This is a genomic window from Rhodanobacter geophilus (genome assembly GCF_040812275.1).
Taxonomy (GTDB): Bacteria; Pseudomonadota; Gammaproteobacteria; order Xanthomonadales; family Rhodanobacteraceae; genus Rhodanobacter_A; species Rhodanobacter_A geophilus.
The window spans coordinates 103298-116396 of sequence record NZ_JBFOHL010000008.1 but is presented as its reverse complement, the minus strand read 5'-3'; the positions used below and the strand labels follow the sequence as shown (position 1 = coordinate 116396).

General features: G+C 69.2%; 8 protein-coding genes and 1 pseudogene. 5 read left to right on the top strand and 4 right to left on the bottom strand.

Annotated features, from left to right (window positions below):
* Nucleotides 1-12: 12 nt before the first annotated feature.
* The 3 genes from ABQJ56_RS10240 to ABQJ56_RS10230 form a co-directional block, all read right to left on the bottom strand.
* Nucleotides 13-213: a hypothetical protein gene (locus ABQJ56_RS10240; protein WP_367844919.1), complete on the bottom strand. Its 201-nt coding sequence runs from the start codon at nt 211-213 to the stop codon at nt 13-15.
* A gap of 95 nt (nt 214-308) precedes the next feature.
* Nucleotides 309-1706 carry a cytochrome-c peroxidase gene (locus ABQJ56_RS10235; protein ID WP_367844918.1) on the bottom strand — a complete coding sequence of 466 codons (1398 nt, stop codon included), beginning with the start codon at nt 1704-1706 and terminating at the stop codon, nt 309-311.
* A gap of 74 nt (nt 1707-1780) precedes the next feature.
* The gene (locus ABQJ56_RS10230; RefSeq protein ID WP_367844917.1) at nt 1781-3523 is read right to left on the bottom strand and encodes a phospholipase C; all 1743 of its coding nucleotides are present in this window, start codon (nt 3521-3523) and stop codon (nt 1781-1783) included.
* 247 nt (nt 3524-3770) lie between these two features.
* Between ABQJ56_RS10230 and ABQJ56_RS10225 the strand changes: the two genes are divergently transcribed.
* Nucleotides 3771-4100, top strand: coding sequence for a hypothetical protein (locus ABQJ56_RS10225; RefSeq protein ID WP_367844916.1), 330 nt, complete (start codon nt 3771-3773; stop codon nt 4098-4100).
* 282 nt (nt 4101-4382) lie between these two features.
* Entirely contained in the window at nt 4383-6323 is a 1941-nt protein-coding gene (locus ABQJ56_RS10220) for a chloride channel protein (protein WP_367844915.1), read from the top strand.
* A 67-nt stretch (nt 6324-6390) separates the two neighbouring features.
* Here the strand turns inward: ABQJ56_RS10220 and ABQJ56_RS10215 are convergent, their stop codons facing one another.
* Entirely contained in the window at nt 6391-6624 is a 234-nt protein-coding gene (locus tag ABQJ56_RS10215; RefSeq protein ID WP_367844914.1) for a hypothetical protein, read from the bottom strand.
* A 248-nt stretch (nt 6625-6872) separates the two neighbouring features.
* Between ABQJ56_RS10215 and ABQJ56_RS10210 the strand changes: the two are divergent.
* From ABQJ56_RS10210 to ABQJ56_RS10200, 3 genes and pseudogenes are all read left to right on the top strand, one after another.
* Nucleotides 6873-9796: pseudogene (locus ABQJ56_RS10210) on the top strand (TonB-dependent receptor).
* 189 nt (nt 9797-9985) lie between these two features.
* Nucleotides 9986-11587: a glycoside hydrolase family 30 protein gene (locus tag ABQJ56_RS10205; RefSeq protein WP_367844913.1), complete on the top strand. Its 1602-nt coding sequence runs from the start codon at nt 9986-9988 to the stop codon at nt 11585-11587.
* A 94-nt stretch (nt 11588-11681) separates the two neighbouring features.
* The gene (locus ABQJ56_RS10200) at nt 11682-13040 is read left to right on the top strand and encodes an alkaline phosphatase family protein (protein WP_367844912.1); all 1359 of its coding nucleotides are present in this window, start codon (nt 11682-11684) and stop codon (nt 13038-13040) included.
* Nucleotides 13041-13099: the final 59 nt, after the last annotated feature.

Below are 13099 nucleotides of genomic sequence, written 5' to 3'. Positions count from 1 at the left end.
CCTGTTCTCCCTTCAGCGCTCTGTGGCCGGGGCCACCGGAATAATTTGTAATACTTTATAGCAGTTCGCTCGCGCCACGTCATGGGTGCGCTGCCGTCGATGATGCGGGTTGCCGTTGCCCATGTCGCGGTTCTTTGCGCGACGCTGGCCGGCGGGCCGGCTGGGGTGGCCTGAATGGCGGCCTTCGCCGGCGCGGCGGGTGGTGCGCGGCATGGTGGCGATGACTGGCGCTCCGGCGGCAGCGAGGGTCGGCCGGTTCCGCCATGACCCTCCGCGGGTCCGGCCGTGCCGCGTCCGCGACTCGCTGCCTACGGGCCGGCGTTGCGCGACGCCTTCGCCCGATACCCGTCGTCCAGCGTGTGCAGGAAGGCGAGGATGTCCCGGATGTCCTGCGCGGTGAGCGGTGGCTGGTCGCCGATCCGGCGGTCGAAGGGGGCGTCGGCGGTATCCACGTTGGCCTGGTTCGCCGCGGGCAGGTCGTCGTAGACCTGCAGCTTGCCGTGCGCATCGCGCGGGTAGATTTTCTCCGGCGCGACGCTGCGCAGGTTGTAGAAGTCGAGCACCTGCGTCAGCGAATGGTAGACGCCGTTGTGGAAGAACACGGCGCGCCGGTCCACGTTGCGCAGGGTGGGCGTGAGGAACATGCCGCAGTATTGCGTCTGCGCGGCGAGGTCCTTGCGCAACGGCCCACACAGGCCGAGGTCGTGGAAGCGCGGGTCGCGGTTGGCCGCCAGCGCGGTGTTGCGCGGCACGCCCAGCGCCTCGTACTGGGTGTCGGTGAACAGCGGCGGCAGCCCGTCGCGCGTGGGCTGGTCGAGGTGGCAGGCGGCGCAGTTGCCTTTCGCGGGATCATTGAACAGGCGCAGGCCGCGCATTTCGGCGGGCGTCAGCCGGGCCTGCCCTTGCAGCCACGCGTCGTACTTGCTGGTGAAGGGATGGAAGGACGGATCTTCGATCTCGAAGCGGCCGATGGCGAACATCGCTTCGTCGATGAGCTGCCGCGGATCGTTGACGATGCCCGGCCCGAACAACTCGACGAAGCCCTGGCGGTAGTGGCTGCGCACCAGCCTGGCGGCCACCTCGTCCGTGCTGCGATTGGCCATTTCCACCGGATTGAGCAGGGGCAGGTAGGCCTGCCGCTGCAGCGAATCGGCACGGCCGTCCCAGAACAGGCCGCCCTGCGGCACCATCGCCGGCGCGGTGGGCGCGGCGCCGGCCTGCTTGGTGGCGCGCGGATCGTTGCGCGCGGCCGTGGCCAGCGCGGCGAGGTTGGGCACCGCGTCGTCGCCGGAGCGGTCCGGGCCGATGCTGAAGGGGCGTTGCCGGTACAGGTAGGCCAGCGAAGGCGGTGGCCGGTAGCCGGCCTTGCGCAGGTCCACGCCGCCCGGCTGCACCGTGAGCGTGTTGGGCGGGTTGTAGCCGTAGGCGGGGCTGTGGCACGACGCGCAGGATTGCCTGCCCGAACCCGACAGCATGGGATCGAAGAACAGCGCCTTGCCGAGTCGCGCGACGGCGCTCAGCGGCTGCGGCCTCGGCAGGCGCAGGTGGACGGGGTGCGGATTGCTGCCGTCGCCCGGCGGCTTCGTCGCCTCGTCGAGGAAGGCGTAGCTGGTGAGGCAACTGAAGGTGCAGGCCAGGCCGAGCAGGAGCGCGGCCACGCGATGCGGCGGGTGCGGGGCGTGCGCAGTGGGTCGGTCGGCCGGCATCGTTCGGTGCGCTCTTTTCTCCCGGGGCTGTGCCTCTTTCCCGCGGACGGGAAAGAGGCACAGGATGGCCTTCGTCAGGAATGCCAGGGCCGGCGCTTGTCCACCGGCAAGCCGGTGTCGGGATCCAGGAACAGGCGCGGCGTCAGGTCGAACGCGCGGCGGCGGAAGTCGAACATGCCCATGATGCTGCCGGTGCTGGCGTCGTTCGAGCCCTGGCCGATGCGCTGGCCGTGCAGCCAGTTGTCCTCGATGAAGCGCACCACCGAGGCCTGCGTGATCTGCGTGTCGTCCACGTAGTTGCTGCGCGCCCACGGCGAGATGACGAGGAACGGCACGCGCGTGCCGGGGCCGCAGCGGCCGTTGACGGTGCCGCCGTTCACGCCCACGCCCGGCTTGGCGCCCTTGGCATTGCACACGCCCGGTGCATTGAGCTGGTCGGCGCCGATCACCGAGCCTTCCTTGGTGGTCGCGTCGAAGGACGAGGTGGTGGGCGCGGCGTAGCGGTGGTCGTACCAGCCGTCGGAGTCGTCGTAGGTGATGATGACGGCGGTGCTGTCCCAGTCGGGCTGCTGCTGCAGGAAGTTGAGCACCTTCACCACGAAGGCCTGCTCGTCCAGCGGATCGGAGTTGCCCGGATGCGCGTCGTTCACGGCGGGCGGCTTGATGTAGCTCACCGACGGGAAGTTGCCGGCCGACACGGCCTTGAAGAAGTCGTTGACGTCGTACTCGTGGTGCACCGGCGTGGCGGTGCGGTCCTTGTCGTCGGCATGGCCGATCTGGGCCAGCGAGGTCGGGCGTGCGTGCGTCGGGTTGGAGGTGCTGGCGTAGTACTGGAACCAGTTGTGGTGCGGTATGTAGTCGGCGATGGAGGCGTCCAGCACGCTGGAATAGGTGCTGCGCGCGCAGCCCGTGCTGCCGTTCGCGTTGGCGGCGCCCAGGTCGAAGCCGCCCATGAAGCCGCCCCAGGTGATGCGGGCGGCATTGAGCAGGTCGCCGATGTTCTTCGACGTCATCTGCATCGTGCTGCTGGTGGACGAGCAGGCGTCGTAGGCCGGGTCGGTGTCGCCGATCAGGCTGAGGCCGCCCTGCCCGTCGGGGATGGTGGCGGCCGAGCCCAGCACCACCTTGGCGCCGTTGTTGGTGCCCGAGACCACGGCGATCGCGCCCGGGGTCGAGGGGCCGTAGGTGTCGGTGTAGGCGTTGTCGTCCATCGCGAAGTTCTGCGCGTAGTTCCACAGCGCGGTGACGGTGTTGCCGTCGTAGTAGCCCATCACCAGGCCGTGCGTGCCGAACGCGCCGGTGGTGGTCACCGTGTTGTTGCCGGTGTAGGCGGGGAAGCGGTCGGCGGCGCCGTTGTCGTAGGCGAGCTGCTCGGGCGTGTAGCTGTGGTTCTGGCCTTCGGTGTTGGCCTGGGTGCGGTCGAGGCGGAACGGGTTCACCGCGTTGACGCCGTTGGCCAGGTTGGACTTGTTCGGGTTGTCGTTGAGCAGGGCAGGCGTGAGGCCTTCCACCCGCGGCGTGAAGGGCCGGGCCTTGAACGCGGGCTCGCCGGCCGGATTCGCGGCCACCGGATAGGTGCCGAAGTAATGATCGAACGAGCGGTTCTCGTCGAAGATCACCACCAGGTGCTTGATCGGCGTGGCGGTGGGGATCTCGTCCTGCGGCGAACGGTGCTGGCCGGGCCACGGGAAATGCGGAAAACCGCCCGCGTTCCGGCTGGAAGCGGGATCGACCTGGGCATGGGCGGCGAGCGCGAATCCCATGATGGCGATCGACGCGGGCAACAGTGCCTTGCGGAGCAAGCGAAGACTGGACATGTGGCAACTCCCGGAGTGGATGCGACGACACTGGATGGCAAGACATCCTTGGCGCGGATTCCCCCTTGCGACGGGCTCCGGGTTGCGTTGTCCGCGTCGCCCGGGGCATGCGCGGAATTGCAGCACCCTTGTATGAAGGATCCGGGACAGCAAAAGCTTGCGACACCGGGCGAGGCATCGGCTAGGCTTGTGCTGGCGCCGCGGCAGAGGGGCCGCGGCGGTTCATCGGACAAACGGGGAGATGGCCATGGTGGGGATGTCGGTATTCGGCGCGCTGGCGGGTGCGGGGCTGGTGATGGGTCTGTTGCTGATCGTGGTCGGCGTGGTGGTTTCGGCGCTGCTGCTGAGCCTTGCGTACCGGCTGGTGGTCGGGCACATGCCCTCCTTCGCCCGTGCCCTGGGCACGGTGCTGGCGTCGTGGCTGGCCTCGCTGGTCGTGTCGCTGGTCATGCATGGCGGCGCGGGCCACCTGCTGTCGTTCGTGGCGCAGTTCCTGGTGGGTGCGCTGGTCATCAACCTGCTGTTGCCGGGGCGGGACGGCAGCCAGGTCGGCTACGGCAAGTCCTGCCTGGTGTAGCTGGTCTACATGGTGATCTTCTTCGTGCTGGCGTTCGTGCTGGTGCTGGTGTTCGGCGGCATGATGCTGGGGATGCTGCATCACTGAGCCGGCGGTGTTGCGGAAGGCGGGAGGGCAGGCAACGGCCCTCCTTCTTTCCGGTCGGCGTGCGGCGCGGCGCGTCTGGCCGTCTGGATGTCCGTCGCCGGTGGCGCGGCGGGCCGTTGCCGCAAGATCCTGCTGCTTCGGTTCGCGCGGGCGGCAGCGTAGAATTTCCGCCTTTGAGTTGCGACGGATCCTTGCATGACCTCCCCGGCTGACAATCTCCCCGGCCACGCCGACGTGCGCACCGAGGGCAGCACCGACGCGCTGCCGCTGTCGCCCGCGCTGGGTGCGACGCTGGATGCGGCGAAGATGCCGCGCCGCTCCACCCTGGTCGATCGCCGCGTGCTGCGCATCACCGCGGTGTCGGTGGTGCTGGGCATCGGCGCGGCGCTGATCGCGAAGATCCTCACGATGTTGATCGGCCTGATCACCAACCTGGTGTTCTACGGCCGCGTCTCCACCGCGTTCTCCTCGCCCGCCGACGCGGTGCCGCACCTGGGCTGGTGGGTGGTGCTGATTCCCGCGCTGGGCGGCGTGATCGTGGGCTTCATGGCGCGCTGGGGTTCGCGCGCGATCCGCGGCCACGGCATCCCCGAGGCGATGGAGCAGGTTCTGCTCAACGAGTCGAAGATCCCGCCGCGCATCACCTTCCTGAAGCCGATCTCCTCGGCGATCGCGATCGGCACCGGCGGCCCGTTCGGCGCGGAGGGCCCGATCATCGCCACCGGCGGCGCGCTGGGTTCCCTCATCGGCCAGATCCTCAAGGTCACCGGCAGCGAGCGCAAGGTGCTGCTGGCGGCCGGCGCGGCGGCGGGCATGTCGGCGATCTTCTCCGCGCCGATCGCCTCGGTGGTGCTGGCGGTGGAACTGCTGCTGTTCGAGCTGCGCCCGCGCTCGCTGATCCCGGTGGCGCTGGCCTGCGTGGCCGCCACCGGCATGCGCTACGTGCTGATGGGCACCGCGCCGGTGTTCCAGATGCCGGTGCTGGCCTCGCCCGGCGGCTGGGCGCTGGCCATCTACGTGCTGATCGGTGCGGTGGTCGGGCTGCTCAGCGTGTGGACCACGCGCATCGTCTACGGCATCGAGGACTGGTTCGAGGAACTGCCGATCCACTGGATGTGGTGGCCGGCGATCGGTGGCGTGGTGGTGGGCGTGGTTGGCTACTTCGCGCCGCTGACCCTGGGCGTGGGCTACAGCAACATCGAGGACATCCTCAACGGCCGGCTGACGCTGTCGGCGCTGGCCTTCCTGTGCGTGATGAAGTTCCTGTCCTGGTCGATCTCGCTGGGCAGCGGCACCTCCGGCGGCACGCTGGCGCCGCTGTTCACCATCGGCGGCGCGCTGGGCGCGGTGGCCGGCATCGGCATCGCCGCGATCGCGCCGCACTTCGGCGTGGATCCGCGCATCGCCGCGCTGGTGGGCATGGCGGCGATCTTCGCCGGTGCCTCGCGCGCGCTGCTCACCGCGGTGGTGTTCGCGTTCGAGACCACCGCGCAGCCCGCCGGCCTGCTGCCGCTGCTGGGCGGCTGCACCGCTGCCTACCTGATCTCCGCACTGATGATGCGCAACACCATCATGACCGAGAAGATCGCCCGCCGCGGCGTGCGCGTGCCCGCCGAGTACGCGGCCGACTACCTCGACCAGGTGATCGTGGGCGACGCCTGCGCGCGCGAGGTGGTGACGCTGAAGACCACGCAGACCCTGGCCGAGGTGCGCCGCTGGCTCAACGAGAGCACGCCGGAGTCATTGCACCAGGGCTTCCCGGTGGTGGACGAGGGCGGCCACGTGCAGGGCGTGCTGACCCGCCGCAGCCTGCTCGATCCGCAATGGCACTACACGCTGACCCTGGGCGAGCTGGTGACGCGGCCGCCGATCGCGGTGAACGAGTCCCACTCGCTGCGCGAGGCGGCCGACCACATGGTGGCCGAGAGCGTGGGCCGGCTGGTCGTGGTGAGCAAGGACGACCCGCACAAGCTGGTCGGCATCCTCACCCGCGGCGACATCCTCGCCGCGCACGGACGGCGCCTGCGCGAGGCGCGGCATTCCTCGCGCTATCTGCGTTTCCGCGACGGCCTCAAGCCGCGCCCGGAAGATGCGCCGGCCGGCGCCCGCAAGGGCACCGGCCACGTCGCGGAGTGAGCCGCGCGACATGACGAAAAACGGCCCCGCGGGGCCGTTTTTCATGGGCCGTGCGATGCGCCCGCGGTCAATGCGCCAGGCTGGCCGTGGCGGTCTGCGCAGGGCTGCACCGCAGGTTGCGCGAGGCAGCCAGCCACTGCGGGTTCGGGTAGTGCGAGAACACGTACGGGCCGCCCTGAGCGCATCGATCAGCGCGCGCCACCGGCGGAATCGCGCCACGCGCCACCGACTCGTGGAACAGCAGCTTGCGGCGGGCGAGGTCGAGCACCCGCATCGCGGCACGGCGAACGGTGGGTTTCATGAAACGGGAAGCACGACGGCGCGAAGCCGCGATGCAAATCGCGAGGCATTAATAGTTCGTTCACGCCTGCGCGCACGCCTGCGCGGGCGCCCCCCTGCCGCGATCCGCGCCGCCCGCACCGGCGGAAAGGACGGCTGCGAAACGGATTGGGCGGCTTCATCTTCACATGAGGCTTCACATGGCGCCGGGCACGATGACCCGATGGAACCAGGGGGGATCCCCGCAGAAGCGACAAGGGAGGCAAGCTGATGAGCAATCGTCAGATGTGGATGTCGGAGGGTGGTGCCGTTCCCGGGAGCCGACGGATGCTGGCCATGGCGTGTGCCACCGCATGGCTTTGCGCCGCACCGGCCGGCGCGGTCCTGGCGCAGGAGTCCACGGGCCAGACCGCGGCGAAGCCGGCCCCGGGAGAGCAGGCGCCGCCGGGGCAGAAGGCGAAGCCGGCAGCGGCCACCGGCAGGAAGACCAAGGTGACGGCCAGCCAGCTCAGTGCCGTCGTGGTGAACGGCATCAGCAACAGCATCCAGAGCGCGCTGAAGGTGAAGGAAAGCTCCGACGACATCGTCGAGGCGATTTCCGCCGAGGACATCGGCAAGCTGCCGGACGTCAGCATCGCCGACAGCCTGGCGCGCCTGCCGGGCCTGGCCACGCAGCGCGTCGATGGCCAGGCCAGCGCCATCTCGATCCGCGGCCTGTCCCCGGATTTCGTCGGCACCACGCTGAACGGGCGCGAGCAGGCGACGATAGGCGAGAACTGCGGCGTCGAATACGACCAGTACCCGGCCGAGCTGATCAACGGCGCGACGGTGTACAAGACGCCGGACGCCAGCGTGATCGGCCAGGGCCTGGCCGGCACGGTGGATCTGCAGACCATCAACCCGCTGGACCTGCCCAGGCGCACGATGGTGTTCAACCTGCGCGGCGAGCACGACACCGACGGCAACCTCAACCCCGGCACCGGCACGGGAACCAACGGCCACCGCGCCAGTTTTTCCTACATCGACCAGTTCCTCGACCACACGCTGGGCGTCGCCATCGGCTTCGCGCAACTCGCCCAGCCGATCCAGGAAAAGCAGTACCAGGCCTGGTGGTGGGGCGCCGACAACGGCTCGGCGGGCATCGACCAGAACTGGGGCGGCCCGCACACGCCGGGCATGCCCGACAACGTGATTTCGCAGGAAGGCATGCAACTGCGCGCGCAATCGCAGGACGAGAAGCGCAACGGCCTGATGGCCGTGCTGGAGTGGGCGCCGAACGACGTCTACTACTCCAAGCTGGACATGTACTACTCCACGTTCAGCAAGCGCAAGTTCACCAACGGCGCGCAGTGGTCCAGCAGCCCCTACGACAACGTTTCCTACAGCGGCGTGGGCACCTCGCCCGGTACGCCGCTGCCTGTCGTGACCTCGGGCACGGTCTTCGGCATCGCGCCGATCCTGCAGAACGAATACACCAAGGAGCACGACAAGCTGTATTCGATCGGCTGGAACAACAAGCTCTACCTCGGCGACTGGACCACCTCGCTCGACCTGTCCACCTCCTCCGCCCGGGTGAAGCTGCACGATGCCTACCTGTTCAGCGGCCTCGCCAACGGCGCGTTCACCAGCGCGGGCTTCAACACGCCGGGCGGCGAGGGTTACCCGGACTTCACGCCGGGCGTCGACCTGGCCAGCCCGGCGAACATGGTCTTCACCGACCCGGACAACTACGGCTACGACGGCCGCGAGGAGTTCGACCGCCAGGACGACACGATCCACGCCCTGCGCCTGCAGGCGAGCCACCCGCTGGGCTGGATCTTCAGCAGCATGGACCTGGGCCTGGATTATTCGGACCGCACCAAGACCAAGCATGCCGACGTCGATTTCGCATGGCTGAACGGCAACGGCAATACGCTGGATACCTACCAGAACCACTTCAGCACGCCGGTCGACCCGGCCTTCCTCTACCACCCGACCTCGCTCGGCTACGGCGGGATCCCGGGCATCCTCAACTACGACGTGCTCGGCGCCATGTACAGCCAGTTCTACCTGACGCCGGAAAACGGCCAGGGCGACTGGAGCCGCAACTACACGGTCGAGGAAAAGGTGCCGCTCGCCTACGCCAAGTTCAACATCGAGACCGAGCTGGCGGGCATTCCCCTGCGCGGCAATGTCGGCGTGCAGTTCGTGCACACGCAGCAGTCGTCCGACGCGCTGCAGACCAACGGCAACACCCTGGTCGGCACGCTCCACGGCGGCACCTCGTACAACAACGTGCTGCCGAGCCTCAACCTGGTCGCCACGCTGGGCGACCGCCAGTACCTGCGCTTCGGCCTGGCCAAGACCATGCCCGCGGCCGCATCGACGACGAGAAGGTGGCCAGCTCCGTCGGCGTGTCGCAGCTCACCAGCGGTCCGCAGGCGGGGCAGGTGGTATGGTCGGGCAGCGGCGGCAACCCGAAGCTGAAGCCCTACGTCGCGGTCGGCACCGACCTGTCGTGGGAGAAGTATTTCGGCAAGGCCAGCTACGTGGCCGTGGCGGTGTTCCACAAGAACCTGCTGAACTACATCTACAACAAGACCGTCCTCGACTACGACTTCTCCGGTTACACCAACAACACGCCGACCCTGGTGCCGACCAGCAACTACGGCGCGTTCACCACCCCCGAGAACGGCACCGGCGGTTCGATGGACGGACTGGAACTGTCCGGCTCGCTGGAAGGCGGCCTGCTGGCGCCCGCGCTGGAAGGCTTCGGCGCGGTGGTCAATTATTCGCTGACCAACAGCAACATACCCACCAGTTCCGTCTCGGCGATTCCGGGCGGTCCCAAGACGCTGCCCGGCCTGTCGCACAAGGTGGGCAACCTGACGCTGTACTACGAGCGCCGCGGTTTCTCGATACGCGTGGCCGAGCGCTATCGCTCCTCGTACACCGGCGAGGCGGTGGCGCTGTTCGACCAGCTCGGTTACACCAAGATCCTGGCGAACCGGCAGACCGACCTGCAGCTGGGCTACGAGTTCTCCAGCGGCCGCTGGAAGGGGTTGTCGATCCTGCTGCAGGTCAACAACCTGTCCAACTCGCCGGATGCGACGGTGCAGTACGCCACCCTGGCCAACAACGTGCCGATCACCCGGCCGCTGGAATACGACACCTGGGGGCGCACCGTGCTGCTCGGTTTCAACTACAAGCTGTAGCCTCGTGGAACCCGGTCCCTGTCGCCCGGGTTCCCGGCCCCTGCCTGCCGGGCGGTGCCCCGCCCGCCCGGCGCAGCGCCTCGGCAGGCAGGTGTTCCAGACGTTCCGATGAGGTTGGCCATGGTTCGAATCCGGTGTGCATGGTGATCGCGATACAGTCGACGGGTTTCCGCAGCACGAGCGCTGCGCATGAATGAAGGCAGGGGCACTTCCGGCTGGGCCGCAACCGCGTCGATCGCGGTGCTCACCGTATGCGCACTCGCCGCGTTGCGCCTGCCGCTGCGCCTGCCGCCTGCGCCGACACTGCTGCTGCCCGCGGCGCTGCCGGCGGGGCCGGCGGTCGAGCTGTGGCTGAGCACGCAGGATCGCCGGCTGCGCCTGGCCCGGCAGCCGGATGTCCCGATCGCCGCGCCGGCGTCGTCATCGACCTCGGCCGTCGCCGCGGCCGACATCGTCATCGACACCGGCCGGACCTACCAGAGCATCGTCGGCTTCGGCGCGGCACTGACGGACTCGTCGGCATGGCTGCTGCGCAACCGCATGAATGCGCTGCAGCGCTTCGCGCTGCTGCGGGAGATGTTCGGCCCGCCGCCGGGACTCAACCTGGACCTGCTGCGGCTGACCATCGGCGCCTCGGATTTTTCGCTGAAGCCCTACACGCTGGACGATCTTCCCGCCGGCCAGCTCGACCCCGGGCTGGCGCATTTCAACATCGCCGCCGACCAGCAGGACGTGATACCGGTCATGCGCGAGGTGCTGGCGATCCGTCCGCAGCTGCGCGTCATCGCCACGCCGTGGAGCGCGCCGGCGTGGATGAAGAGCGGCGACAGCCTGATCGGCGGCACGCTGCTGGAGCAGTACGAAGCCGCCTACGCGCAGTACCTGGTCAAGTACGTGGACGCGTTCCGCGGCCAGGGCATCCCGATCTGGGCGCTGACGGTGCAGAACGAGCCCGCCTTCGAGCCGCTGACCTATCCCGGCATGCTGCTGCCCGCGGCGGCGCGCGCGCGGATCATCGGCCAGTACCTCGGCCCGGCCCTGGCCGACCGCGATCCGCAGACCCGCATCTTCGACTGGGACCACAACTGGGACGCGCCGGAGCAGCCGCTGGGCGTGCTCGCCGATCCCGCCGCCGCGCGCTACGTCGATGCCGTCGCCTGGCACTGCTACGTGGGCGACCCCGCGGCGCAGAGCCGCGTGCATCGCGCCTTTCCGCGCAGGGACGCCTATGTGACCGAGTGCTCGGGCGGCGACTGGGCGTCCGCGAAGAACGGCGAACTGCTGTGGTTCGCGCGCGACCTGCTGCTGGGCAGCCTGCGCAACTGGGCACGCGGCGTGGTCTACTGGAACCTGGCGCTCGACGAGCAGCATGGGCCGCACTACGGCGGCTGCGACAACTGCAAGGGCATGGTCGTGATCGACTCGCACACCGGCGCGGTGAGCCGCAACGACGAGTACTACGCGTTCGCCCACTACAGCCGCTTCGTGCGGCCGGATGCCGTGCGGGTGTGGTCCACCGCCACCGGCCCGGATTTCAACAACGTGGCCTTCCGCAATGCCGACGACGGCTCGGTCGTGCTGGTGGTGGTCAACAGCAAGCCGCAGGCGCGTCGCGTCAGTGTCGCGCAGGACAAGGTGTACTTCCGGTACACGATGCCGCCCGAGAGCGTGGCGACGCTCACGTGGAATCCGGATCTCGCCGCGGACTCGTGGGAACAGCGCACGCGCCGCTTCCTGGAGAAGGCGCTGCGCGTGGTCGCCCCGGGCGCGGCGCAGGGTGGCCCGCAGTGAGGCGGCGCGCACGGGTCGCGCCCGCGGCCGGTATCCGGCGATGCCGGTCCATGCCGCCCGCCGGCGAAGTCTTTCCATGACGGAGAATCGCGCGATGAATCCATGCAGCCTCTGGCGGCGGCTGTCGGCCGCGGCCATCTTCCTCGCGGGCATCGCCGTGCTGGCACCTGCTGCGCAGGCGGCCGCGGCCGCGCCACGGCCGCGGGTGATCGTCATCAGCCTGGACGCCTTCGCCGCCGGCAGCCTCAAGGATCCCGAGCTGCCCGCGCCCACCCTGCATGCGCTGATGCGCCAGGGCGTGCATGCGGTTTCCATGCAGCCGGTCAACCCCACCATCACCTGGCCCAACCACACCAGCATGGTGACCGGCGTCGACGCCAGCCGGCACCACGTGCTGGTCAACGGGCTGATCGTGAACCAGCGCCAGGCCACGCCGCCGCGCATCGACATGAAGGCGCCGAAATCCGCGCTGGTCGCCGTGCCCACCGTCTACGATGCCGCGCACGCGGCGGGACTCGTCACGGCCGAGGTGGACTGGGTCGCCATCATGGACGCGCCGACCATAACCTGGCGCTTTCCCGAGAACCCCGACCCCGACGGCGCGATCGAGCAGGAGCTGGTGCGCGCGGGCGTGGTCACGCGCGACGAACTCGTGCATTTCGGCGCGCCCTCGCAGGCATGGCGCGACCTGGTCTACACGCGCGCGGCCGTCGACATCATCCGCCGGCACCATCCCGACCTGCTGCTGCTGCACCTGCTCGCGCTGGACAGCATCGAGCACGAGACCGGCTACGGCAACGATGCCGGGCGCAACACCATCGCCTTCCTCGACGACCGGGTGAAGGACGTCGTCGACGCGGTGCGCGCCGCCGGCGAACTGGACCGTACCACCTTCATCATCGTCTCCGACCACGGCCAGCAGAGCGTCCATCACCGGCTGAATCCCGACGTGCTGCTGCGGCAGGCCGGGCTGCAGGGCGGCAGCGCCGGCCAGCCGGCGTTCTGCATCCCCGAGGGCGGCTTCGCCCTGGTATTCCAGCAGCATGCCACCCAGGCGTCGCGGCAGGCGCTGAAGGCGCTGTTCGCCGGCAAGCCCGGCATCCGCGCCGCGCTGACGCCGGACGAGGCCGCGCAGCAAGGCTGGCCCACGCCGGCCGCGAGCAACCAGGCGCCCGACCTGCTGCTCTATGCGGCCGACGACTACGAGTTCAGCGACAAGGACACCCGCCGCTACGACGCGCCGACGCTGCAGATCGGCGCGCACGGCTATCCCAACTCGGATCCGCTGATGCAGGCGATCTTCATCGCCGCCGGCCATGGCATCCGGCCCGCGGGGGAAATCCCCGCGTTTCCCGACATCGACGTCGCGCCGACGCTGGCGCATCTCCTGCACGTGCGCCTCGACGGCGTGCAGGGCAAGCCGCTGACGGGCATCCTTGAACCGGGCGATTGAGCACCGCCGCCGCGCCTCGCCGCTGGAGGCGCGGCCGGGCGCGGCGCCCCGGCGGGCCG

Coding starts and splice junctions, on each gene's coding strand:
- ABQJ56_RS10240 (WP_367844919.1), bottom strand. CDS start 213: ATGCCGCGCACCACCCGCCGCGCCGGCGAAGGCCGCCATTCAGGCCAC.
- ABQJ56_RS10235 (WP_367844918.1), bottom strand. CDS start 1,706: ATGCCGGCCGACCGACCCACTGCGCACGCCCCGCACCCGCCGCATCGC.
- ABQJ56_RS10230 (WP_367844917.1), bottom strand. CDS start 3,523: ATGTCCAGTCTTCGCTTGCTCCGCAAGGCACTGTTGCCCGCGTCGATC.
- ABQJ56_RS10225 (WP_367844916.1), top strand. CDS start 3,771: ATGGTGGGGATGTCGGTATTCGGCGCGCTGGCGGGTGCGGGGCTGGTG.
- ABQJ56_RS10220 (WP_367844915.1), top strand. CDS start 4,383: ATGACCTCCCCGGCTGACAATCTCCCCGGCCACGCCGACGTGCGCACC.
- ABQJ56_RS10215 (WP_367844914.1), bottom strand. CDS start 6,624: ATGAAACCCACCGTTCGCCGTGCCGCGATGCGGGTGCTCGACCTCGCC.
- ABQJ56_RS10205 (WP_367844913.1), top strand. CDS start 9,986: ATGAATGAAGGCAGGGGCACTTCCGGCTGGGCCGCAACCGCGTCGATC.
- ABQJ56_RS10200 (WP_367844912.1), top strand. CDS start 11,682: ATGAATCCATGCAGCCTCTGGCGGCGGCTGTCGGCCGCGGCCATCTTC.